The following is a 22,779-nucleotide window of genomic DNA, read 5'->3' as shown; positions in this document are numbered from 1 at the left end:
TCGCCCCCGGTCCCGATGCAGCCGTGGTTTCGAGGTGTGACATCTTGACAGGCGACGGGTCCGTCTATGTCTGTCGTTTACCAAGAGCCTGGCCGCCTCGGCGGGCACTCGCACAATCGAGGACGTTTACGGGACCCCATGGCGCGCATCCTCCTGGTGGATGACGAAGAAACTGTCCGGGGCTTCCTGAAGCGGGGGCTCGAGATTGACGGCCACGCGGTCGTCACCGCCAACGACGGCAGCGACGGGCTCGACCGCCTCAACGAGGCCGATGGCGGCTTCGACCTCATGCTCACCGACATCCGCATGCCGCTCATGGACGGCATCGCCCTGGCGCTAGCCGCCAAGCGCGACTTCCCGGACCTGACCATCCTGCTGATGACCGGCTTCGCCGACCAGCGCGAGCGGGCCCGCGGGCTCGATGCCATCGTCACCGACGTGCTGACGAAGCCGTTCTCCCTGGCGGATCTGCGTGCCACGGTGAAGCGCGCGCTGGCCGCCTGAAGGGCCGGACAGACGCGAACGACACGCGCAGACCCTGACCCCGCCTCGGCCCGATCAGAGCGTACGCGACCGCAGCTGCGTGACCACGATCTCCGCCAGGATCACGACGCCGAAGATCGCCGCCAGCACCACCGCCACCTGATCCCAGTAGAGCAGGTTCAGCGCGGTATCGAGCGCGACGCCGATTCCGCCCGCGCCGACCAGGCCGAGCACGGCGGATTCCCGGATGTTGATGTCCCAGCGGAACAGCGCGATCGACCAGAAGGCCGGCTTCACCTGCGGCCAGTAGCCGAGCAGCAGGGTCGAGAGCCGCCCGGCGCCGGCGGCCTGCAGCGCCTCGATGGAGCCGCGGTTCGCCTCCTCCAGCGCCTCCGCGAAGAGCTTGCCGGTGAAGCCGACCGAGCGCAGCGCGATCGCCAGCGTGCCGGCGAGTGGGCCGGGGCCGAACACCGCCACGAACAGCAGCGCCCAGACCAGGGAGTTCACCGAGCGGGAGGTCACGAAGACGAACTTCGCCAGCAGGTTCAGGGGCAGGCTCGACGTCACGTTCCGCGCCGCCAGCAGCCCGATCGGGACCGCGATCGCGATCGCGATCAGGGTACCCAGCGTCGCGATGTGCAGCGTCTCCACCAGGGCCCGCAGGGTCGGGGCGACGTAGCCGGGATCCATCGGCCACATCCGGCCGAACAGGTCGGCGAGCTGGTCGGGGGCGTCGTAGAGGAATTCCGGGATCACCTCGATCGTGCGCAGGCTCGTCACGAAGGCGACGGCCGCCATCAGCGTGAAGGCGAACCGGGCGAGGCGCTTGCCCAGGGAGAAGCGCTGCCAGCGGCGTGGGGCCTGGGTGGCAGAGGCGGCGACCGAGGCGCCGGCGCTCACTGGAATACCTTGCGGGCCCAGCCCGACACGATCTCGGCCACCATGATCAGCGTCACGATGACGATCAGGATCGCCAGCACGACGTCGTAGTCGAAGCGTTGGTAGGCGGTGAACAGCGTCGCGCCGATGCCACCGCCGCCGACGATCCCCACCATGGTGGAGTTCCGGAGGTTGGAATCGAGCTGGTAGGTGGCGAAGCCGATGAAGCGCGGCAGCACCTGCGGCTGCACGCCCATGATCAGGGTCGACAGGAAGCCCGCCCCGGTCGCCCGCACCGCCTCGACCTGCTTCAGGGAGATCTCCTCGATCGCCTCGGCGAACAGCTTGGCGATGAAGCCCACCGAGGCGACGATCAGCGCCATCACGCCCGCCAGCGCCCCGAAGCCGATCGCCTTCACGAACAGGATCGCCACGATGATCGGGTGGAACGAGCGGCACAGGGCGATGAGCCCCCGCATCGGCCACGTCACCCAAGGCGGCATCAGGTTGCGGGCCGCCAGAAAGCCGATCGGCAGGGCGACCGCGATGCCGATCACCGTGGCGATCACGGCGATCTGCAGGCTCTCGACGATGCCGGACTGGATCAGCTCCCAGCGCGAGAAGTTCGGCGGGAACATCCGGGCCAGGAACTGTTGCCCGTGGGCGAGGCCGCTGGCGAAGCGCTCGGGCACGAAGCCGAGCTGGGTGGCGGCGTAGATCGCGTAGACGGCGAGAAGCGCCCAGCCGATCCGCGCCGTCCAGTTCGGACGGAAGGCGGCGCCGCGGGCGGCCTGCGAGGGGGTGGGTCCGGCGGTCGCGCTCATTCGAGCCAGTTCTCGCCGCCGTAGATGCCGCGCAGATCGCGCTCACTCAGGTCGCCCGGCGGGCCGTCGTAGACCACGTGCCCGCCCGACATGCCGACGATGCGCGCGGCGAAGCGCTGGGCCAGCGCCACGTTGTGGATGTTGACGACCACCGGCACGCCGCGCTCGGCCGCGAGCCGGGACAGGATCTCCATGATCTCCACGGAGCTCTTCGGGTCGAGGGACGAGGTCGGCTCGTCGGCCAGCACGATCTCGGGTTCCTGCATGATCGCCCGGGCGATGCCGACGCGCTGGCGCTGGCCACCCGAGAGGGCGTCGGCCCGCCGCGTGGCGAAGCCCGAGAGGCCGACCGCGTCGAGGAGGTCGAAGGCGCGGGCGATGTCGGCCTCGGGAAAGCGCCGCAGCCACGCCCGCCAGGCCGGCACGTAGCCGAGCCGCCCGCAGAGCAGGTTCTCCATCACGGTGAGGCGCTCGACGAGGTTGTATTCCTGGAACACCATCCCGATTCGCCGCCGCGCCCGCCGCAGGGACCGGCCGGAGAGCTGAGCGAGATCCTCGCCGCGGAACAGGATTTCTCCCGCGGTCGGCTGCACGAGGCGGTTGATGCAGCGGATCAGGGTGCTCTTGCCGGTCCCGGACGGCCCGATGATCGCGGTGAGGCCGGTGCCCGGCACCACGAGGTCGATGCCCTTCAGGACCGGCTGGCCGGCCCGGTACTCCTTGACGAGCCCGCGGATCACCAGGGCGCGCGGATCATCCGCCTGGACGCCTGCAGCAGGTTGGACAGTCTCGCGGAGCGCGGAGCCCGCCATCACTTCTGGCCCGCGCCTTCCGCCTTCTTGCGCGCCGCCTCGGCCTCGCGGGCGGCCTCCCGCTCGTAGGCGGCCTTGTTGTAGGGCGTGCCCGATTCCTCCGCGACCTTGCGGACGATCGCCCAGTCCTTGAGGTAGGTGATCGGCGCGAACCGGTCGTCACCCTCGAAATCCTTCACCATGTCGGGCGGGAAGCGGAAGTCGTAGAAGCACTGCTTCAGCTTCTCGGCGAGTTCCGGCTTGAGATCGTGGGCGTAGGCGAAGCCCGAGGTCGGGAACTTCTCGCTCGTGTAGATCACCCGATAGTCGTCGCCCTTGATCGTGCCGCGAGCGACCATCCGGTAGAACACGTCGGAGGCGACCGGGGCGGCGTCGTAGTCGCCGGTGCCGACGCCGAGCGCCGACTTGTCGTGGCCGCCGGAATAGATGAGCTTGTAGTCCTCGCCCGGCTTCAGGCCCTGCTCGGGGAACAGCGCCTTGGGGGCGAGGTTGCCGGAATTCGACGAGGGCGCGGTGTGGGCCACGCGCTTGCCCTTGAGGTCGGCGAGCGTCTTGTACGGGCTGTTCGCCTTCACCACGACGATGAGGTTGTAGCCCTCCGCGCCCTTCTCGGTGCCCTTGGCGGCGAACGGGACCGCGCCGGCCATGTTGACGGCGAAGCCGAGCGGGCCCGTCGAGAAGCCCGCCACCGTGAGCCTTCCGGAGCGCATCGCTTCGATCTCGGCCGAGTTCGACTGGACGGGATAGTAGATGACCCGCTTGCCCGTGCACTGCGACAGGTAGGTGGTGAACGGCTTGAAGGAATTCTCGTAGACCGCGGGATCCTCGACCGGCGTGTAGGCGAACACGATGACGCTCGGGTCGCGGGTCTTGGCCGGCACGTCGGCGACGAGATCCTTGTTGGCGTCGCAGTAGGCGTCGTCGAGCTGGCCGCGATTGGGACACTCGTCCGCCAGTGCGGGCGCTGCCGAACCCAGTCCCCAGAGCAGCGCTAGGGCTGCGCCGTATCGGGCGATTGTCACGCGGTTTCCTCCATGCGGAGCAGGGGCTTAGGCTGCCCCGTCCCGTTGCCGCCCGGTCCGTGCCGAGCTGAGTTGGCAAACTTGTAGGCGCCGGGGTCCGGATCGCGCAAGGCCGCGGGTGCGGGGGTCCTTGAGGGTTGGCGCGCGGTGACAGGGCCGGTCGATCCGCGGCCTGCCGGGATGGCCGGTCAGCAGCTCCGGCCGCCGTCTTTGCGGGCGCAGCGAAGCAATCCAGCCGGCGCCACGCGCACGGATGTCCCGCGGCCCTGGATTGCTTCGCTGCGCTCGCAAAGACGGTGCGGGAAGCCGCGACGCGGCGGGGCGGCCTACACCGCGGCCAGCAGCCCCTCCCCCAAAAAGCCCTCCGGCCCCGCGATGCCCGGCAGGGCGAAGAAGTAGCCGCCGCCGATCGGGCGGATGTACTCCTCCAGGCCCTCGCCGGAGAGGCGGTTCTGCACCGTGATGAAACCGGCGGTGAGGTCGGCCTGGTAGCAGACGAACAGCAGGCCCATGTCGAGCTGCCCGGCCGCGGTCAGCCCGCGCGAGTAGTTGTAGCTGCGGCGCAGAATCAGGCTGCCCTCCGTGCCGGGCAGGCGCGGGTTGGCGAGGCGGATATGGGCGGCGAGCGAGATGGCCTCGCCGTCCGGATCGCCGGCATAGTCGGGGACGTCGCGCTCGTGGCCCTGGCGCAGCGGCGCACCGCTGCCCTTGTGCCGGCCGATGATCGCCTCCTGCTCGCCCAGCGGCGTGCGGTCCCACCGCTCGACGAGGGTGCGGATGATCCGCACCACCTGGTAGCTTCCCCCGACGGCCCAGGCCGGCTCGTCCCGCCCCGGCCCGACCCAGACGTAGCGGTCCATCAGCCGGGGGTCGCGCACGTCGAGGTTGGCGGTGCCGTCCTTGAAGCCCAGCATGTTGCGCACGGTGTCGGCCCCCATGGTCTTCACCACGTGGGGCGGCAGGAAACCCTCGATCTTCCAGCGCGGCGCGAGGAGGCCGGGCGTCGCCTTGAGGACGTCGCGCAGGGCATGGATGTTGGTCTCGGCGGTGTTCGAGCAGAACTGGATCAGCAGGTCGCCGTGGCACTGGGCCGGGTCGAGGGCGTCGTTGGCGAAGCGCTCCATCGGCCCGAGATGGCGCGGGCGGGCGCGCGCCAAGCCGAACCGGTAGTCGAACAGGCTCGCGCCGACCGAGACCGTGGCGGTGAGGTTGTCGGGCAGGACCGTCGGCCCGAGGATGCCGGAATTGCGCGGCGGCAGTTGCGGATGGACGTCGGGCACGGCGCCGCCCCGGGTCAGGAAGGCGAGGCGCTCGGTGAGCGTCCGGAACAGATGGGGCAGCTCGCCGCGGCGCTCGGCCAGGACGTCGAAGGCGATGGAGAGGGCGGCGGCCGGCTGCGGCGTCACGATTCCGGCCTGATGGATCCCGTAGAAGGGCTGGGCGACGAGCGTCCCCTCGGTGGCGGTGGTCGGCGTCGCGTCCTCGGCCCGGGCGGGTCTGAGGAGCGCGGCCGCGCCGAGGCCACCGAGGAAGCTGCGGCGCGTGGAGACCGGGGACGGGAGACGCATCATCGCTCGATGAATTCTGGAGATTCGGCCGCTTGTTGCCTCGAATAAAGACCACAGGACGGCGCCTTGGCAATTTTATCAGTCCAAACCGAGCCTGCCGCGCAACGTCGACAGATCTTCGGCCAGCAGGGTGATCGGCCCCTTGAGGGCGTTGCGGTCCCGGGCCGTGAGGTTGTCGTAACTCTGGAAGCCGCCATCCGGGCTGCGGTAGCGGCCGAGCAGGTCCTCGACCCGCTTGTAGCTGCGCTCGACCCGGGCCACGAAATCCAGGTCCGGCAGCAGCGGGCGCAGGAGCGTGAACACCACCTTCGAGCCCTCGATGTTGGCCTGGAAGTCCCACAGGTCGGTGCGGCTGTAGCGCTCCTCCTCGCCGCTGATCTTGGTGGCGGCGATGCCCTCGATCAGGGCGGAGGCCGCCCCGACCGCCTTGGCGGGCGGGACGGCGAGGGCCGCGATGCGGTCGCGCAGGGTCACGGTCTCGGCGGCGAGGCGCTCCGCGACCTCGCCCAGCCCTTCCGTGGTGCCTCGGGTGAAGAGCACCATCTCGAGGCGGTGGAAGCCCACGAAGGCGGGATCGCGCTCGCGCAGTTCGAACTCGTCGCTGCGCACGTCGAGGCGCTTGATCAGGTCGGGGAACAGGGCCGCCACCGGCTCGATGCGCTCGTAGGGCGCGCGGGCCGGGGCGTAGAGCCGGCGGGCCTCGGCGAGCTGCCCCGCCTGGATCGCCGCGACGAAGCGCGCGGTCTCGCGCACGAAGGCGTCGGCCTGGGCGACGACATAGGTTCGATAGGCCGAGAGGGCAGCGGCCAGTTCAGGCGGGATCGGCCGGGTCGGACGCCCGGGACGCGGGCTGTCCGGCTGCTCCAGGGCCCAGCCCGGAGGCGGCCCACCGCAGCCGATCAGGATCGCCACGGCGAGGGCCGCGACGCGGCGTCGGTCCCTGTCGCGGCGTGAAGTCTCGGGCATGAGCGGCCGGAGGCGGAGCGTGGTTCGGAGCGCGGCGCGGGCCGGCCGGAGGTTCCGGCTAACCGAGGCCGTGCGCCCGAGCAACTGCCGGTTGTCGCCACGGCCTAGGATTCGCCGGCCCGGGGAGCCTCTTCGGACACGTCGCGGGTCGTGACCGTCGCGCGGTCAGACGACGAGCGGGAGCACGATGGCGAGCAGGACATTCGTGCCCACGAGCAGGACCAGGGGGAGCGCGTCCATGGCCGCTCAGCCCAGGCAGGCCAGGGCGCGGGCGCCGGACGCGGCGGCCTTCGCCGGGCAGGCGGGCGGTGTCACGGCAGAGGCCCGGGCGTCGGCCGGCCGGGCGGTGACGGCCTGCGAGAGCATCGGCAGGTAGGTGGTGCCGACCAGGATGCCGGCCGAGAGCAGCAGGCGAGCGATGACGTCGAGCATGGTGTTTCCCCTCTTCCGGCCTTCGAGGACCGTTGTGCGAGGCGGTGTCTACGGGTTTCGTGATGCGGGAATATTGCGTCCCGTGTTGCTTCGGCGCTCTCGGGAAGTCATCGCGCGGATGTCACAATAGCCGAATGTGTCGTCGCGAGGTCGGCGACGGGTTCGGAGGCCGCAGCTTTGGCGGGGCGCGGGACAGGGTGCGGGATGCGATGACGCGCGGGTTCGGTAGGTCCGGCATCGCGCGCCGCGTCCTCGTGGTGGGCGCGATCCCGATCCTGGTCGCCGCCGCGATCGCGGTGGGCGCCTGGATCCTGCTCCACGAGGCCGAGCGTGCCCGGGCCGGCGCCGTGGTGGCGACGGAAACGGCGCAGACGCTGACGGCGATGAACCGGGCGCGGACGGATGCCCTCAGCGGCAGCCCCGAGCGGCGGGACGAGGCCGAACGCCGGTTCGACGAGCGGGCCGCCACCGCTGCGGCGCAGCTCGACCGGCTTGAAGGGCTGGCACGGACGAGCGGCCAATCCGCTCTCGTGGCGACCGTGACGGGCGACCTGACCTCGCAGGTGACGCGGATGCGCGCCCTCCTCCTCTCGGAGCGGAGCGCGAACGCGACGATCGCCGACATGGCCCAGCGGGCGGACGCCCTGGTGGCCCTCACCGACGTCGCGCGACGGCGCCAGCAGCAGGACAACGCCCAGCTGATCGCCGTGCTGGCCGTCAAGGACGCCGAGCTGGAGCGGAACCAGGGTGTCGTCACCGCCCTGCGGGAGCTGCGCGAGGGGATCAGCACCGCGGAGCTGAACCGGGCGCGCATCGGCCGGCCCGTCTTCCCGATCGAGTTCGACGAACTCGCCGCCGACCTGCGGCAGCTCGATGCGGTGGGCGAAAGACTGCGCCGGGTCCTGCGCGTCGACGGCGAGGCCGGGGCGGCCGACAGGGCGACGGAGCTGCTGAAGGCCTACCGCGACCGGAGCCGGACCGAGGACGACCTCAACCGCGTGCTCTCCGAGGGGTTCGAGCTGACCCGCGCCACCCAGGCGGGCCGCGTCCTGGTCGAGTGGTGCGACCAGCTCGTCCAGGTCAACGTCGCGCGCCAGAACCGGCTCTACGAGGAGGTCGCGCTCCTCATCCGCCACTCGGTCCTCTCGAACGAGGCCGAACTCTCCGCCCAGGACATCGCTCTGACGGCCCTGCGGCTCGCCCGGCGGACGGATGCGGCGCTCGCGCGCCGTGACACCGGCGAGGCGTCGCGGGTGCTGGAGGCGGGCGCGGGTCTGTCCGGCACCTCCCGGACGCTGCTCATCCCGGTGAGCATCCGCGACGAGATGGCGGCGGCGATCGACGGCTGGCGCACGCAGCTCGCCGCCACGATCGACCGGATCGGCGAGCAGAACGAGACCATCGCCGACATGGACCGGCGCGCCGCCACCATGAGCGCCAACGCCCAGACGCTGAGCCGGGCCTTCATCGACGATGCCGACCAGTTCGGCAGCGTCATTCGGCAGCTCCTGATCGTCGGGGCGGTCGGGGCGCTGTGCCTCGGGATCGGGGCCGCCGCCGCAGTGGCGCGCTCGATCACCCGGCCGCTGCACGCCCTGCAGCACAGCATCGTCGCCGCCGCCGGCGCCCCCACGCCCGAGGATATCGGCCGGGACGACCACCTGCTCACCCGGAGGGACGAACTTGGCGACATCGCCCGGGCGACCAACGCGTTCCTGGAGCAGATCCGCCGCCGGGAAGCGGACCGGCGCAACGCCTCGCAGCGGGCCGACGACGCCCTGGTCACCCTGCGGCAGGCGCAGGAGGACCTGATCCGGGCTGAGCGGCTCGCCTCGCTGGGCCAGCTCGTCGCCGGCGTCTCGCACGAGATCAGCACGCCGCTCGGCATCGCGCTGACCACGGCCACGCAGGTCCAGTCCGACTCGGTGGCGTTCGAGCGCATGGTGGGGGAGAACCAGCTCTCCCGCTCGCGGCTGACCCAGTATGCCGGACGCATGCAGGAGGGCGCGCAGCTCCTGACCAGCAACCTGATGCGGGCGGCCGACCTCCTCTACAGCTTCAAGCAGGTGGCGGCCGACCAGGCGATCGAGGATCGCCGGGCGCTGAACCTCGCGGACTGGATCGACGAGCTCCTGAAGAGCCTGCGGGCCCTGGCGCGGCCGGGCCGGCACGTCTTCGTGGTCGAGTGCCCGAAGGACATCGTCATCGACACGCTGCCGGGCATCCTGGCGCAGGTCGTGTCGAACGCCGTCAAGAACGCGATCGAGCACGGCTTCCCGGACCGGGAGGGGGGGCGCATCACCATCACGGGGACCCGGACCGGGGACGGGATCAGTTTGTCGATCGCCGATGACGGGCGCGGCGTCGACAGCGCCGATCTCGGCCGGGTGTTCGACCCGTTCTTCACCACGGCCCGCGCCCGCGGGGGAACGGGCCTGGGCCTGCACATCGTCCACAACCTCGTGGTGAACCGCCTCCAGGGGCGGGTCGAGCTCCAGAGCAGCACGGGCGCCGGCACGGTGCTGCGGCTTTGGCTTCCGGAGCGGCTGGCATGAGCGGGGCGACGTTGACGGTATCGCGCGGCGGCCTCGTCCGCCTGGGGCTGCTGATCGCCGCCCTGCTCCTCGCGCTGCGCCCGCTGCCGGCCGCCGCCGTGACCGAGCTGCAGTTCTGGCACGCCCTCGACGGGCCCAACGGCGAGCTGGTGACCCGCCTCGCCGAGACCTTCAACGCGGCGCAGCCCGAGTACCGGGTCGTCCCGGTCTACAAGGGCTCCTACGCCGAGACGATCAGCAGCGGCATCACGGCCTACCGCACCGGCGCGGCGCCGCACCTGCTGCAGGTCTTCGAGGTCGGCAACGGCACCATGGCGGCGGCGATCGGCGCCGTCAGGCCCGTCGCCACCGTGATGCGGGAGGCGGGGCTTCCCGTGACGCCGGAGGATTTCCTGCCGGTCGTGGCCACCAACTACCTGGCCCCCGAGGGCGGGATGCTGTCCCTGCCGTTCAACGTCTCCTCGACGGTGATGTGGATCAACCGGGACCGGTTCCGGCAGGCGGGCCTCGACGTTAAGCGCCTGCCCACGACCTGGCCGGAGGTGTTCGACGCCGCGCGGCGGCTCAAGGCGACCGACCCGGCGCGCTGCGCGCTCTCCTCCGCTTGGCCGACCTGGGTGCATCTCGAGCAGCTCTCCGCCTGGCACGACCGGCCGCTCGCCACCCGCTCCAACGGCCTGGACGGCTACGACGCCGAACTGGTGTTCAACGGTCCGCTCCAGGTCCGCCACCTGCAGAACCTGGTCGACCTGAAGCGCGCGGGCGTGTTCGCGTACAACGACAGGGTCAATCGCGGGGAGAGCCGGTTCGTGTCGGGCGACTGCGCGATCTTCCTCACCTCGTCGAGCCTCTACGGCAAGGTCGCCGCCGCGGCCCGTTTCGACTGGACGGTCGCGCCGATGCCCTTCTACCCCGACATCGTGCCGGAGCCGCAGAACGCGATCCTGGGCGGCGGCTCGCTCTACGTGATGCAGGGCAAGACGCCGGACGAGTACCGCGGCGTCGCCCGGTTCCTGGCCTTCCTGATGGACGGGCGGCAGCAGGCAACGATGTACCGGAACACCGGCTACATCCCGACCACGCGCGGCGCCTACGACGACGCGGTGGCGGAGGGCTTCTTCGAGCGGCACCCGCAGCTCCACGTCGCCGTGCAGGAGCTGACCCGCCGCCCGCCGACGCGCAACACCGGCGGCCTGCGCCTGGGCAACATGCTGCAGATCCGCGACCTCTGGGCCGAGGAGCTGGAGGCGGCCCTCAACGGCGTGAAATCCCCGCAGAAGGCCCTCGACGACGCCGTGGCGCGGGGCAACCAAGTGCTGCGGGTCTTCCAGCAGCGGACCAAGAAGTGAGCGCGACGGGTCGGGCCGTCATCACGAGCGAAGCGAAGGGACCCAGGGTCGCGCGACATCGGCCTTTGTGGCGCCGCCCTGGATTGCTTCGCTCCGCTCGCAAGGACGGCGTTGCCGTCATCGCGGGCCTTGGAACCGCACCGTCTCGAACAGGTGGCGGCCGAGGGGATCCATCGTCAGGCCGCGCACGTCGCTGCGGATCGCCAAGTGGACCTTGGTGTGCGCCAGCGGGACCCAGGGCATCGCCTGCCGGACGATCGCCTGGGCCTGGCGGTACAGGGCCTGACGCGTGTCCCGGTCGCCGGTGCGGCGGGCGGCCTCGACCAGCCGGTCGTAGGCCGGGTCGCACCAGCGGGCGAGGTTGGCCCCACCCGTCTGGGCGGCCTTGCAGCCGAGCAGGACGTTCAGGAAGTTGTCCGGATCGCCGTTGTCGCTCGTCCAGCCGTAGAGCATCAGGCTCGGCTCGCCGCCGTAGAGCGCGGCGCGGTACGCGTTCCAGGGGCGGGTGACCAAGCGCGCGCGGATGCCGACCTGCGCGAGGTCGGCCTGGATCATGTCGGCGACGCGCTTTCCGTTCGGGTTGTAGGGCCGGCTGACCGGCGGATACCACAGATCGACATCGAAGCCCCCTGCGAGTCCCGCCTCTGTGAGCAGGCGCAAGGCTTCGGCGCGATCGAAGGGCGTGTCCGGCAGGTTCGGATCGTGGGCCCAGATCCCCGGCGGCAGCGGCCCCTGCGCGAGGAGGCCGGCATCGCCGTAGACGCCCGCCACGATCGCTTGCCGGTCGATCGCGAGGTTGACCGCGCGCCGCACCCGCACGTCGTCGAAGGGCGCGCGAGTCGTGTTGAGGGCGAGGTAGGCGACGTTCAGCTCGGCCAGCGCCAGCAGCGTCAGGCCCGGCTCCGCCCGGATCGCGTCGAGGTCGCCGGTCGCCGGGAACGCCATGGCGTGGCACTCCCCGGCCCGCAGCTTGGTCAGCCGGACCGCCGCGTTCGGCGTGATCGCGAAGACGAGACCGTCGGGACGCTCGCCCGGTTCGCCGTCGTCCGCCGCGCGGCGCCAGTAATCCGGGAAGGCGCGGTAGCGCAGGACCTGGTCCGGCCGGTAGCCCTCGAAGACGAACGGGCCCGTTCCGACCGGCGCCCGGGCGAGGTCGTCCGAGGCGTCGGCGGCCGCGAGGGCGGCCGCGTACTCAGCCGACAGGATGGCCCCGAAGGCCTGCGCGATGTTGGCGAGGAAGGTGGTGTCGGCCTCGCGCAGCCGGAAGCGGACATGGCGCGGATCCGGGGCGTCGATAGCCTCGATCAGGTCGGCGAGGCCGAGGTCGTGGAAGTAGGTGAAGCCCTGCGCGGCGCCGTCGGATCCGGAGCGCCGCTGCCGGCTGAAGGAGAACACCACGTCCTCGGCGTTCAGGGGGCGGGTCGGCGTGAAGCGCGCGTTGGCGTGGAAGCGGACGCCATCCCGCAGGGCGAAGACGTAGGTCCGGCCGTCCTCCGAGACCGTCCAGGATTCGGCGAGTCCCGGGCGGATCGTCGTGGTGCCGGGCGCGAACTCCACCAGCGTGTTGTAGACCTGCCACGCCGCGTTCATCGTGGTGGTGGTCGTGGCGCGGGCGGGATCGAGGCTTTCCGGGCTGCCCTCCGAGCAGAACACGAAGGTGCGGGCCGCCGCCGGGGCGGGGCCGAGGAGCGGGCCGGGGAGCAGGCCGGCCGCCAGGGCGAGGAGCCCGGCCCGGTATGCTGCGGCCGGGCTCACGGCGTCCCCAGCGCGGTGGGGAGCGGCCGGGACGCCGGTCCCGCGCGGCGGGTGGGAAAGTCGATCTGCACGACGGTGCCCTGGCCGAGTTCGCTCGCGAGGGCGATCCGGCCGCCGAGCTTGGCGGTCACGAGGTTGTGGACGATGTGCATGCCGAGCCCCGTGCTGCCGGAGCTGCGCGCCGTCGTGAAGAACGGATCGAAGATCCGGTCGAGGTGCTCCGGCGGGATGCCCTGGCCGGTGTCGCGGACCTCCATCCGCACGAGGCCGTCCTCCTGTTCCGACACCGCCACGGTGATCCGGCCCACCTGGCCCGCGCGAAACCCGTGCACGACCGCGTTGGCGATCAGGTTGGTCACGATCTGCGCCAGCACGCCGGGATTGGTGTCGATGACGAGGTCCGCCGGACAGGCGCGCTCCACCGTATGGCCGCCCTTGCGCAGCATCGGCCGCAGGCTCGCGAGCAGATCGTCGAGCCAGGTCGCGAGTTCGACGCTGCGGGTCTCGTCGCTGACCCGGTCCACCGCGACCTGCTTGAAGCCCTGGACGAGGTCGGCCGCCCGGGTGAGGTTCGTGCAGAGCAGGGTGGCACCCTCCTCCACGCGGTCGACGAAGTGGTTGAGCCGGGAGCGCGACAGCGTGCCGGCGGCGAGGTTCGTCCGGAAGGTCCGCGCCTCGTCGCTCATGAGCGTCCCGGTGGTGAGCGCGATGCCGAGCGGCGTGTTGATCTCGTGGGCGACCCCGGCCACGAGCTGCCCGAGGGAGGCGAGCTTCTCGGCTCGGACGAGGTTGTCCTGGGTCCGGCGCAGCTCGACCAGGGCGACGTCGGCCTGATCCTTGGCCCGGCGCAGCGCCCCTTCCCGGCGCGTGATCTCGGAGACGAAGACCGCGGTGGCGCGGGCGATGTCGCCGAGTTCGTCCCGGCGCCCGGTACCCCGCACGGCCGCCCCCGCCGGGTTGCCGGTCAGCATGACCATGTCGCCCTGGAGAGCGCGCAAGGGCACCAGGATCGAGCGGGCGACGAAGATCACCACCAGGGCGCCGAACAGCAGCAGCCCGGCCGCGCCGGCGAGCAGGATCCGCTGGATGAAGATGCCGAACCGGTCGGCATCCTCCACGAAGGCGTCGTTGAGGGCCTTGGCGCTGTCGATCATCGTGGCGGCGAGCCCGTCCATGGCGACGATCATGGCGTTCTGCTGCCGCAGGCCCCCGATGGTCGTGGTCAGGCGCGCCCGCCAGCCGTCGAGCGCCTGGACCATCTCGGCCTGGATCAGCGGCGAGATCGGCAGGGCGTTGGCGCGCCGGGCGAGGCGCTCGCCCGCGTCGCGCATGCGCTCGGCGAGAGCGTCGTCGCGGTGCAGCAGGGCGCCGGCGGTCCGCGGCCCGAGCTTGAGGGTGCCGATGGCGACGTTCTGCGTGGCCTGCTCGATCTCGTTGGCCTCCACGGAATAGGCGAGCAGCTGCGCCACCTCGTCGTGCAGGCTCTCCTGGCCGGAGGTCTCGATCTTCAGGTTGCGCTCGATCCAGCCGTCGAGCTTTCCGTCGCGATCCGGGATCGACTCGGCGGTGAGCGCGTCGAGCGCCTCGGCCTCGGCCGCCCGGCCGTCGTCCCGCAGCGCCGCCGACAGGTCGCGGCTGGCGGCGCGGAAGCGGCCCTGCGCGCGCTGGGCCTCGGCGTCCGAGGCCGCCGGTCCGGCCGGGTTCGTGCTCTGGCCGGAGCCTTGCGCGGCGATCACCGCGCTCTCGGCGGTCCGGGCCCGCAGGGTGTTGAGGTGGGCGACGAGGCCGCGGGCGACCCGAAGCGCCTCGACCTTCTCGGCCAGCGAGCGGGCGAGGTCGGCGTTCGAGGCCTGCTGGCGCAGCCGCGCCCGATCGGTGAGGTCGATCAGGGTGTCGGCCCGCTGCGTCATCTCGCGGATCAGGCCGTCGTTCTCCTGGGTGCGGCGGACGAAGGTCTCCATCTGGCCCCGGTAGCGGGCCAGGGCCTCCTCCACCGAGGCGATGCGCGCGCGCTGCGCGTCGATGCGGGCGAAGCCCGCCAGCCGGCCGAGGCCACCTTCCGCCCGCGCCGTCAGGCTCGCGAAGCGCTCGGCATAGGCGGGCCGGTCCTGCGCGTCGGCGGCGGCGTACTGGTCACGGACCAGGCGCGCGGTGGCGATGTCGTGGTACACGTCGGCGACCAGCACGGCTCCCCGGCGGGCGCGCTCCTCCTGGGCCAGGAGCAGCCAGCCGGCCATGGCGATCGCGCCGGCGGCGAGGATCGGCACGCCTCCGACCAGGGCGATCTTGGGTCCAACCCGCATCCGCGTCCCGACATAGGGGTCCGGCGGCAACTTAAAGCCGTGCCGGAGCGCGGTGCAATCGGGCGGCGTTCCGGCGGATCCCGGCGGCTCGGTGGCCGGATCATCCGGTCTCCGTTCGAGGACTTCGGTCGATGCCGCCCGCTCCGTCATCACGCGCGCAGCGCGGTGACCCAGGGCCGCGCGCGTCCCGTCGGTGCGGCGCTGCTGGATTGCTTCGCTGCGCTCGCAAAGACGGCGTCGAAGCCATCCACCACGCGCGGTCTCAGCCGCGCCTGGACCGGGCCGGTTGCGGGTCAGAGCCGACCAGCACCGCATCCTGCGGCTCACGCGCGCCATCGTGCGGCGTAGGTACGCCGAACCGCTCCGCCCGGGTCGGCAGGCGCCGCGGCGCGGGATCACGGCCGTGTAGCATGCGGCGCAACTGGAGCAGGAAGGCGGGATCTTCGTCGGCCCGGGGATCGTCGCTGAAGTGCGGCATGGCGGTACGCCTTCCTTACCGCGGGCGGGGCGCGGCTTCGACCGCGATGAGCCGCACGCGGCGGGACTCGGGCGCATCCGCCGCGCCGGCGCGCGCGCAGGCGCCCGGCGGATACGGCCAAGCCGTCCCGGCGCAGGGAGCGCCGTCACGAAGCGGTGCCCCCGCGGCCGGTGCGCCGCCGGCCGTCACCGGCGTCACCCCGCCCGGAGCACCCAGGCCGACGAGGGCCAGGACGCAGAGCGTGCCGGCCGCCGCGGCCGACGAGGTTCCGATCAGATGTCGCACGCTCAGTCGCATGGCCTGTCCTCCGGGGCCCCTCGGCCCCCGATCCTGCCACGCTCATAGGGTTGATCCGTGCCGCCATGATTGCGTCCCGGCCGATCTGAGGGCCGGAATGTTGCGTCCGCACGCCGGGACGCAACAATTGCCCGCCGAACATCAATCTCCCTCGGGCCGGAAGATGTATCCGAGGCCCCTGACAGTGCGGATGTAGCGCGGATTACCGGGATCCGGTTCGATTTTCTTCCGGATACGGTTGATCCGGACGTCGATGGCGCGGTCGAACGCGTCCGGGTCGCGAGCATCGGCGAGGTCGAGCAGGCGCTCGCGGGACAGGGCGCGGCGCGGGTTGTCGGCGAACGCCTTGAGCAGGTCGAATTCCGAGCGGGTGAGCGCCTGTTCGAGGCCGGCGTCGTCGCTCAGGCGCAGCGCATCGAGTTCCAGCCACTTGGTCCCGAACCGGATCCGGCGCGCCTCGTCCCTGCCGGGAGCCGCCGGCGTGGCGGCGATGGGCGCCTGTGCCCGGCGCAGCACCGACCGCACCCGGGCGACCAGCTCCCGCAATTCGCAGGGCTTGGGCAGGTAATCGTCGGCGCCGAGTTCCAGCCCGACCACCCGATCGATCGCGCTCGCCGTGGCGGTGAGCATGATGATCGGGATGGCCGTGCGGGCCTTGAGGTCGCGCACGATCGAGAGCCCGTCCTCCTCCGGCATGTTGAGATCGAGCACGATCAGGTCCGGGCTCTGCCGGGCGAGCTGCTCCCGCAACGCCCGCCCGCCGTCGCACAGGACCACCGCGAAGCCGTGCAGCTTCAGGTAATCCCCCACCATCTCGCGGGTCGCCGCCTCGTCGTCGACCACGGCGATCGAGGGCATCGCCGCGCCGCCGGGCGCCGGCCTGTCAGGAATGCTCATCGCGGCTGCGCGCACTTTCCGGTTCCACTTTGGAACGAATGTAGGAATCGTATCGGATCACGTTAGCGTGACAAGTTTTCACCACGATTGCTAGCGTACTCGTCAGGTTTCGAGCAGCATTTCAGGCCATAGCCATGGATGACGATACCCTCACGTTGATCCCAGACGATCTGGATGAGGCGCAGCCGAGCGCGGGGGCGTGGGTCATCGCGGTGATCGACGACGATCCGGCGGTCCATGACGGCACCCGCTACGCCCTGGCGAGCTACACCCTCGACGGGCGCGGCCTGGAGATCCTGACCGCCCGGTCGGCCGCGGAGGCGCGGGTGCTGCTCGCCGAGCGCCGCGACGTCGCGGTGGTGCTGCTCGACGTGGTGATGGAGACCGACAATGCCGGTCTCGACCTCGTCGACTACATCCGGCGCGACCTCCGGCAGGAGACCGTCCGGATCATCCTGCGGACCGGCCAGCCCGGGCAGGCGCCGGAGCGGCGGATCATCGTCGATTACGACATCAACGACTACAAGGCGAAGACCGAGCTGACCGCCGACAAGCTGTTCACCAGCCTCACCGCGGCCCTGCGCGCCTACCAGCAACTCAAGCGCCTGGACGAGACCCGGCGCGGGCTGGAGATCATCATCGATGCCGCGCCGATGCTGCTGGACCACAAGTCGATGCAGCGCCTGGCCGAGGGCGTCCTGACCCAGGTCGCCTCGCTGCTGAACGTCGCCTGCGCGGGCATCCTGGTCCTGCGCGAGACCGCCGCCCCGGCGGAGCGCTTCTGCGTGCTGGCGGGGTCCGGCTGCTACGGCCATTACGCCGCCCGCGAGCCGGCCTGGCCCCTGGAGGAGCGGGTGCAGCCCCTCGTCGAGCGCGCCTTCGCGGAGCGCCGCCACAGCTTCGGCGAGCACTGGTCGACCCTGTACCTGCACACCGCGAGCGGCAGCGAGATCGTCGCGCTGATCGAGGCCGACCGGCAGCTCTCCGAAATGGACCGGTCGCTGATCGCCCTGTTCACAAGCCGGCTGTCGATCGCCTTCGACAACGTCATCCTCTACGAGCGGCTGCAGCAGACCAATGCCGGCCTGGAGCGGCGGGTGGTCGAGCGCACCGCCGAGCTGATCCGGGCGAACCGCCGGCTGGACCTGCAGCGCTCGGACCTGCGGCGGGCCAACAGCCTCAAGACCGAGATCCTCGGCACCATCGCGCACGACCTGAAGAACCCGCTGGCGGTGATCCTGGGCCGCGCCGAGATGCTGTCAGACCTGATCGACCTGCAGGGCGACCGGGCGCAGATGCGCGCGCAGATCGAGCATGTGCGCACCAGCGCCAAGGGCCTGACCGCCATGATCGACAGCCTCATGGCGGACGCGATGAACGACGCCCTCGACATCAGCCTGCGCCGCGAGCCGGTCGATCTCGCGGGCCTCGCCCGGGAGGTCTGCGAGGCCGACCGGCCGCTGGCCGACGCCAAGGGCCAGACGCTCGTCTGCGAGGGCCCGGAGGAGCTGTTCCTCTGCGGCGACGCCGAGCGCCTGCGGGAGGCTCTCGACAACCTCGTCTCCAACGCCATCAAGTACAGCCCCGGGGGCGGCGCGATCACCGTGCGGGTGAGCCGCGAGCCGGGCCCGCGGGGGGCGGAACTCGTCTGCGCCGTCGCCGATCACGGGCCCGGCCTGTCGCCGGAGGACACGACCCGGGTGTTCGGCCGCTTCCAGCGCCTCTCGGCGAAGCCCACCGGCGGCGAGGGCTCCACGGGCCTCGGGCTCTCGATCGTCCGGCGCATCGCCGAGCTGCACGGGGGCCGCGCCACGGCCGAGAGCGCGGGGCCGGGGCTGGGCGCGGTGTTCTCGGTCCGCTTCCCCGAGGAGGCCGTGGGCGTCTACTGACTGTTCTTGTACGAACGCCCTGTCACCTCGACTGATCAATCTTTTGCACGACGGACGAAATATTCGACGCAATCATCACGCAAACGAGCTTGGCCATAAGCCCACCTCGAAGCGGCCGAGCGACGGTCGCCCTGACGGGGAGACGATCGATGGCCACGCAGATGATGACCGCCGGAATGACCGGCACGGACCGGATCGTGGCGTGGACCATGATCGCAGGACTGGCCCTGGCGCTGGTCCAGTACGCGCAGGATCTGGCGCTGCCGGCGCACTTCATCTGAGGACCCGCCGGGCCTCGCACGGCCCGGTGCGGTGGTCGGAGGGGGTCGTCAGCCCTCGCGGGGAGGAACGCGAGGGCCAGTCCCTGCGGATCCCGCCTCTGCCTACCCCGGATTGCCGTGCGGCCGGCGTCGCACGTCAGGCTGTGCCGCTTTCTTAGCGAATGGCCTGCGATGGAGGGCGGATCCGTCCCGCAACCGGACCTCGTCCATGCAGACCGTTGGCTCCATACTCGACAGGCGCGGCGGCCTCGCCCCGGGCTTCGACCTCCTGCGGATCGTCCTGGCGCTGTCCGTCGTGATCTGGCACGGGCGCGCCATCGTCAACAACGAGATCACCCGGGTCGACGGCTTCTTCGAACTCGGCAGCTACGGCATCATCGCGGCCTTCTTCGGCCTGAGCGGCTTCCTGATCACCGGCAGCGCCCTCCGGCTGCGGCTGCGCGACTTCCTCCTGAACCGGGCGCTCCGGATCGTGCCCGCCCTGGCGGTGGAGGTCGTGCTCAGCGCCCTTGTCCTGGGGCCGCTCTTCACCGTTCTGCCGCTGGCGGATTACGCCACCGACCCGCACACCGTCCGGTACTTCGCCAACATCCTCGGGTTCATCGTCTACACGCTGCCGGGCGTATTCGCCCACAACCCCACCGATGTCGTCAACGGCTCGCTCTGGACCATCCCGCACGAGATCGCCTGCTACGCGCTCATGTCGCTGTGCGTGCTGACCGGATCGCTGCGGCGGCCCGGGCTGGTCGTTGGCGCGGCCGGCCTGATCATCCTGCTCGGCTTCCTCCTCGGACTCGCCAGCCCGGGCGAGCCCGCGAGCCTGCCGGCGCGGCTCGCCGACAAGCTGCTCGTCGACAAGGCCTCACGCCTCTACGTGGCGTTCCTGCTGGGAATCGCCGCCTACCTCTACCGCTACCGCCTGCCCTACGACTTGCGCCTGATCGGCGTGGCCGTCCTGGCCGTGGGCGCGGCCGGCGCGCTCGACCTGACCGCCGTGACGGCGGTGCCGGTCTTCCCCTTTCTGAACCTCGTGGTTCTGCCGGCGCTGGTCTACCTCACGGTCTGCCTGGGCGTGACCGACCTCTGGGTCCCCACCCTGCTGCGGCGCGGCGACTATTCCTACGGGATCTATCTGTACGGCTGGCCGATCCAGCAGGCCCTGGTCGCCCTCGTGCCCGTGCGCGCCACGACCGGCCAGGTCCTGCTGGCGCTGCCCTGCATCCTCCTGTTCGCGATGGTGTCGTGGCACCTGATCGAGCGGCCGATCCTCGGCCTGCGGCGGCGCTTCTCGTTCGTCGCCGCGCGCCGGTTCGAGAGCGGGGGCGGGCGGCCTGCGGACCCTGCCGCGGCGAGCTTCGGACCGTCACGATAGGGCCGGTCGAGCCGTGCGGGACAGCGTGGTCGCCCGCGCAGACCTGGAACAGACCCGCGGCGGCCGGACGGCCTGCGGCGACCATCATCGGCGCCCGGATCGCGACAAGGAAAGACACAACGAAAGACCTTGACGGACAATATCGACGTCAGTCTCTCTGTGGCGGTGACAATCGCTCGGGGCGACGCCCATGGTCCGCCAAGCCTTCGCAGCCGCACTCTTGCTCGCCGTGACTGCGGGCCTGCCGTCCCCGGCGCATGCGGGCCACGTCCGCACCTTCGTCTACCGGCCCGTGGCGGGTGACAGCCCGCAGCGGATCAAGTGCAAGACGGAGGCCTTTCAGATGATCTCCGGCGCGAAGGGGGCGGCTCAGTACGCCGAATACAACCGGCAGCTGCGCAAACGGCATTTCAAGGCGTGCATGTCCGGCGGGTGACGCGCTGCCGCCCGGTGCCGTCATCCCGGTATGACGTCGGGGGTCCGAGCCCGGGATGCGAGGAAGGCCACGCCCACGTCGCTCGCCCGGCGCCACGCCACCCGCACCGCGTGTGGCTTCGGATCGGGACCGATGCGGAGGTTGAACATCCGGGGCACCGGCACTCCGCTCGGGAAGCTCAGACAGGCGCCGATATTCGACACGTTGATCACCAGGCACCGCACCTCCGCGGCCGCGCTCGGGAAGGCGGCATGCCCCGTCAGCGCGACCTTGGCCCTGAGCTTCGCGCGACGCTCCTCCATGGTGATGTCCCCCGTCACGTTCGTTGCAGGTGTAGAGTGCCGGAAGGGCCTTAAGGCTTTGCCCTGCACGACCGGTCCGGCGCCGGAGAGCGCACCACAACGAAGACTTGGAGCCGTGTCCGATCGCAACGCGCACGGTACACGACAGGGCGCTGTGGTCGGGTCATCGGGCGATCCCATCCGAACCCCACATCCTGAGGGGCTGTGCAGCGCAGGCCAGGCCTCGAAGGAGCCATCCAGGGATAGCAGGTCCCTCTGGAAGGCTCCTGCGGGGCCCGCTGACGCGGGCACCTCGGGATGAAGGGGGTGGGTGCGCGCACGTGTCCGGGGGAAAACCCTGATCCCGGGGAACGGCGCGGGCCTGTCGGCGCTTCATCGCCATCCACACGGAGGCGAACATGACCGAGAAGAAGGGCCACGGCAGCGCGACCGCCAAGAAGGCCAACGCCAAGGCGAGCCGCGAGGGCAAGTCGAACCCGCGCAAGTCCTCGTCGGCGCAGGCCGAGCTGGGCAAGAAGGGCGGCAAGAGCAAGTAGCCCCGGCAAGTAGCCCCAGCAACTGGCCCTCCGCGCCGCGTTCCGGATCCTCCCTCAGGCGGCTTCGCGGAGCGCGTAGCGGCGGCAGTGCCGCAGGTATCCGGTCTCGTGGAGGCCGGCGAGTTCGACGACGCTCGACCACAGCCAGGTCGGCGCCTGCGCGCCGTCGTCGGTGTCCCTCAGGATCTCGGCACGCCAGGACGCGGCCGTCTCCGCGTCCAATTGCCGGCCATGGGCCTTGCCGACCACGAAGGCGAGGTAGTGCGCCGCCCGCACCGCCTCTTCCCGGCTGAACTGGTCAACGTCGAGCTTGAGGTCCTGCGGCGCCAGTTCGCGCATCACCACGGGCTTGTCGAGGAGGCGCACCGACAGCATGCGCTCGCCCAGGTTCGGCGCGAGCGCCCGCGCCCCGGCCACGACCCGCTCGGCGGGATCCTGGGGCATGTCGGCGTCCGGTGCCGCCGGGGCCGCGGATGGGACCGCCTCCTTGAGGTCGACCAGCGCGAAGGTGCGCCGGCCATCCGGCTCGACGATGCGCACCAGGGTGGCGTAGCGCAGGAAGCCCAGGGAACTGCAGCCCTTCATCCAGTAGGCGGCGTCGACGAGGCGGACCTCCGACTCGGCGGCGCGCCGGTTGAGCTTCAGGACGAGGCGGCGCACCGCCTCCTCGCGGAACAGCGCGTCGAGGGCCGCCCGCTCGGCCCCATCGAGCGCCCAGAACTTGCGCCCGAGCGGGATGGAGGGCTCGACGTCCTTGAGGCGCTCCCGGGCGAGATGCTTCCAGCGCCGGCCCAGGGCCCGGCGCCGGACGGTGCGGACAGCGTCCGGTTCGGGGGGCGCTGCGTTCCCGCCGGGGCCCGACAGCCCGCTTGCGTAGCCGCTGAGCATCTCCTCCAGCATCCGGGCGGTGACGATCCCGGGCAGGTCCGAGCCGCGGGCCGCGCTGGCGAGCGACAGGCCGAGGCGGATGAGGTCGTGGGCGGGGTTGCCCACGACGGTCTGGTCCAGATCGCGGATCTGGATGTCGATCTGGCCCTCGGCATCGGCGAGCGGTCCCAGGTTGCCGAGATGGCAATCGCCGCAGATCCAGACCGGCGGTCCCTCGGGCAGGGTGCCGCGCGCCAGTCCGTCCAGCCACTCGTAGAACTTCACGGTGCTGCCCCGGACATAGGCGTGGGCCGACCGCGCCATCTTCCGCGTCCGCTGCCGCTCCAGAACCGCCGCACGCTCGTCGGGTCCGAAGCCTCGGATCTCGGCCATTACATCCACCTGCACACGTTACGCCGCGGCCCCAGCCCCGCCGCCCAGTCCAACGCACGGGAACAGGCAGGGTCCGCGCGTCG

Annotated in this window: 22 protein-coding genes; 8 read left to right on the top strand and 14 right to left on the bottom strand. The window is 71.3% G+C overall.

Annotation, left to right across the window (positions count from 1 at the left end):
• Nucleotides 1–138: 138 nt before the first annotated feature.
• Entirely contained in the window at nucleotides 139–504 is a 366-nt protein-coding gene (locus MMSR116_RS18950) for a response regulator (RefSeq protein ID WP_010687322.1), read from the top strand.
• 54 nt (nucleotides 505–558) lie between these two features.
• Here MMSR116_RS18950 and phnE (MMSR116_RS18945) read toward each other — a convergent pair whose 3' ends face one another.
• The 7 genes from phnE (MMSR116_RS18945) to MMSR116_RS18915 all read right to left on the bottom strand — a co-directional run bounded on the left by phnE (MMSR116_RS18945) (nucleotide 559) and on the right by MMSR116_RS18915 (nucleotide 6,986).
• Entirely contained in the window at nucleotides 559–1,383 is an 825-nt protein-coding gene (phnE, locus tag MMSR116_RS18945) for a phosphonate ABC transporter, permease protein PhnE (protein ID WP_010687323.1), read from the bottom strand.
• A complete protein-coding gene (gene phnE / locus MMSR116_RS18940; protein WP_010687324.1) occupies nucleotides 1,380–2,186 on the bottom strand; it encodes a phosphonate ABC transporter, permease protein PhnE in 807 nt (268 codons plus the stop codon). The genes phnE (MMSR116_RS18945) and phnE (MMSR116_RS18940) overlap by 4 nt, the downstream gene beginning before the upstream one ends.
• The gene (gene phnC, locus MMSR116_RS18935; RefSeq protein WP_010687325.1) at nucleotides 2,183–2,998 is read right to left on the bottom strand and encodes a phosphonate ABC transporter ATP-binding protein; all 816 of its coding nucleotides are present in this window, start codon (nucleotides 2,996–2,998) and stop codon (nucleotides 2,183–2,185) included. The genes phnE (MMSR116_RS18940) and phnC overlap by 4 nt, the downstream gene beginning before the upstream one ends.
• The gene (gene phnD, locus MMSR116_RS18930) at nucleotides 2,998–4,020 is read right to left on the bottom strand and encodes a phosphate/phosphite/phosphonate ABC transporter substrate-binding protein (RefSeq protein WP_010687326.1); all 1,023 of its coding nucleotides are present in this window, start codon (nucleotides 4,018–4,020) and stop codon (nucleotides 2,998–3,000) included. Before phnD ends, phnC begins: the two co-directional genes overlap by 1 nt.
• Nucleotides 4,021–4,346: 326 nt before the next feature.
• On the bottom strand, nucleotides 4,347–5,591 hold the full coding sequence (gene efeB / locus MMSR116_RS18925; protein ID WP_010687327.1) for an iron uptake transporter deferrochelatase/peroxidase subunit: 1,245 nt from the start codon (nucleotides 5,589–5,591) through the stop codon (nucleotides 4,347–4,349).
• Between the two features lie 75 nt (nucleotides 5,592–5,666).
• Nucleotides 5,667–6,554, bottom strand: coding sequence for an iron uptake system protein EfeO (efeO, locus tag MMSR116_RS18920; protein WP_010687328.1), 888 nt, complete (start codon nucleotides 6,552–6,554; stop codon nucleotides 5,667–5,669).
• A gap of 246 nt (nucleotides 6,555–6,800) precedes the next feature.
• Nucleotides 6,801–6,986: a hypothetical protein gene (locus MMSR116_RS18915; RefSeq protein ID WP_010687329.1), complete on the bottom strand. Its 186-nt coding sequence runs from the start codon at nucleotides 6,984–6,986 to the stop codon at nucleotides 6,801–6,803.
• 209 nt (nucleotides 6,987–7,195) lie between these two features.
• On the opposite strand from MMSR116_RS18915, the gene MMSR116_RS18910 reads away from it, so the two are divergent.
• The gene (locus MMSR116_RS18910; RefSeq protein WP_010687330.1) at nucleotides 7,196–9,541 is read left to right on the top strand and encodes a sensor histidine kinase; all 2,346 of its coding nucleotides are present in this window, start codon (nucleotides 7,196–7,198) and stop codon (nucleotides 9,539–9,541) included.
• The gene (ugpB, locus tag MMSR116_RS18905; RefSeq protein WP_010687331.1) at nucleotides 9,538–10,890 is read left to right on the top strand and encodes a sn-glycerol-3-phosphate ABC transporter substrate-binding protein UgpB; all 1,353 of its coding nucleotides are present in this window, start codon (nucleotides 9,538–9,540) and stop codon (nucleotides 10,888–10,890) included. The genes MMSR116_RS18910 and ugpB overlap by 4 nt, the downstream gene beginning before the upstream one ends.
• Nucleotides 10,891–11,007: 117 nt before the next feature.
• Here the strand turns inward: ugpB and MMSR116_RS18900 are convergent, their stop codons facing one another.
• The 5 genes from MMSR116_RS18900 to MMSR116_RS18880 all read right to left on the bottom strand — a co-directional run bounded on the left by MMSR116_RS18900 (nucleotide 11,008) and on the right by MMSR116_RS18880 (nucleotide 16,620).
• Nucleotides 11,008–12,645 carry an ABC transporter substrate-binding protein gene (locus tag MMSR116_RS18900; protein WP_010687332.1) on the bottom strand — a complete coding sequence of 546 codons (1,638 nt, stop codon included), beginning with the start codon at nucleotides 12,643–12,645 and terminating at the stop codon, nucleotides 11,008–11,010.
• Nucleotides 12,642–14,948: a sensor histidine kinase gene (locus tag MMSR116_RS18895; protein ID WP_010687333.1), complete on the bottom strand. Its 2,307-nt coding sequence runs from the start codon at nucleotides 14,946–14,948 to the stop codon at nucleotides 12,642–12,644. The genes MMSR116_RS18900 and MMSR116_RS18895 overlap by 4 nt, the downstream gene beginning before the upstream one ends.
• A gap of 262 nt (nucleotides 14,949–15,210) precedes the next feature.
• Nucleotides 15,211–15,426, bottom strand: coding sequence for a hypothetical protein (locus tag MMSR116_RS18890; protein ID WP_010687334.1), 216 nt, complete (start codon nucleotides 15,424–15,426; stop codon nucleotides 15,211–15,213).
• A gap of 15 nt (nucleotides 15,427–15,441) precedes the next feature.
• The gene (locus tag MMSR116_RS18885) at nucleotides 15,442–15,723 is read right to left on the bottom strand and encodes a hypothetical protein (protein WP_010687335.1); all 282 of its coding nucleotides are present in this window, start codon (nucleotides 15,721–15,723) and stop codon (nucleotides 15,442–15,444) included.
• A gap of 141 nt (nucleotides 15,724–15,864) precedes the next feature.
• Nucleotides 15,865–16,620 (bottom strand): response regulator, encoded by a 756-nt coding sequence (locus tag MMSR116_RS18880; RefSeq protein ID WP_051072319.1) that lies wholly within the window; start codon nucleotides 16,618–16,620, stop codon nucleotides 15,865–15,867.
• A gap of 134 nt (nucleotides 16,621–16,754) precedes the next feature.
• Here MMSR116_RS18880 and MMSR116_RS18875 point away from each other — a divergent pair, with 134 nt between their 5' ends.
• From MMSR116_RS18875 to MMSR116_RS18865, 4 genes are all read left to right on the top strand, one after another.
• A complete protein-coding gene (locus MMSR116_RS18875) occupies nucleotides 16,755–18,509 on the top strand; it encodes a DUF3369 domain-containing protein (protein WP_010687337.1) in 1,755 nt (584 codons plus the stop codon).
• A gap of 149 nt (nucleotides 18,510–18,658) precedes the next feature.
• On the top strand, nucleotides 18,659–18,790 hold the full coding sequence (locus MMSR116_RS32285; protein WP_010687338.1) for a hypothetical protein: 132 nt from the start codon (nucleotides 18,659–18,661) through the stop codon (nucleotides 18,788–18,790).
• A gap of 208 nt (nucleotides 18,791–18,998) precedes the next feature.
• Nucleotides 18,999–20,162 (top strand): acyltransferase family protein, encoded by a 1,164-nt coding sequence (locus MMSR116_RS18870; protein WP_010687339.1) that lies wholly within the window; start codon nucleotides 18,999–19,001, stop codon nucleotides 20,160–20,162.
• Between the two features lie 190 nt (nucleotides 20,163–20,352).
• Complete coding sequence (locus MMSR116_RS18865; RefSeq protein WP_010687340.1) at nucleotides 20,353–20,598, top strand: hypothetical protein; 246 nt, start codon at nucleotides 20,353–20,355, stop codon at nucleotides 20,596–20,598.
• Between the two features lie 20 nt (nucleotides 20,599–20,618).
• On the opposite strand, the gene MMSR116_RS18860 is transcribed toward MMSR116_RS18865, so the two are convergent.
• A complete protein-coding gene (locus MMSR116_RS18860) occupies nucleotides 20,619–20,900 on the bottom strand; it encodes a PilZ domain-containing protein (RefSeq protein WP_010687341.1) in 282 nt (93 codons plus the stop codon).
• 398 nt (nucleotides 20,901–21,298) lie between these two features.
• Here MMSR116_RS18860 and MMSR116_RS31405 point away from each other — a divergent pair, with 398 nt between their 5' ends.
• Nucleotides 21,299–21,436, top strand: coding sequence for a hypothetical protein (locus MMSR116_RS31405; RefSeq protein WP_010687342.1), 138 nt, complete (start codon nucleotides 21,299–21,301; stop codon nucleotides 21,434–21,436).
• Between the two features lie 54 nt (nucleotides 21,437–21,490).
• Here MMSR116_RS31405 and MMSR116_RS18855 read toward each other — a convergent pair whose 3' ends face one another.
• Nucleotides 21,491–22,696, bottom strand: a complete 1,206-nt coding sequence (locus MMSR116_RS18855; RefSeq protein WP_010687343.1) for a DUF2252 family protein — start codon at nucleotides 22,694–22,696, stop codon at nucleotides 21,491–21,493.
• Nucleotides 22,697–22,779 lie beyond the last annotated feature (83 nt).

It is taken from the genome of Methylobacterium mesophilicum SR1.6/6 (assembly GCF_000364445.2).
Lineage (GTDB): Bacteria > Pseudomonadota > Alphaproteobacteria > Rhizobiales > Beijerinckiaceae > Methylobacterium > Methylobacterium mesophilicum_A.
Note: the sequence above shows the minus strand (reverse complement) of the source record. Positions and strands in the feature narration are given on the sequence as shown.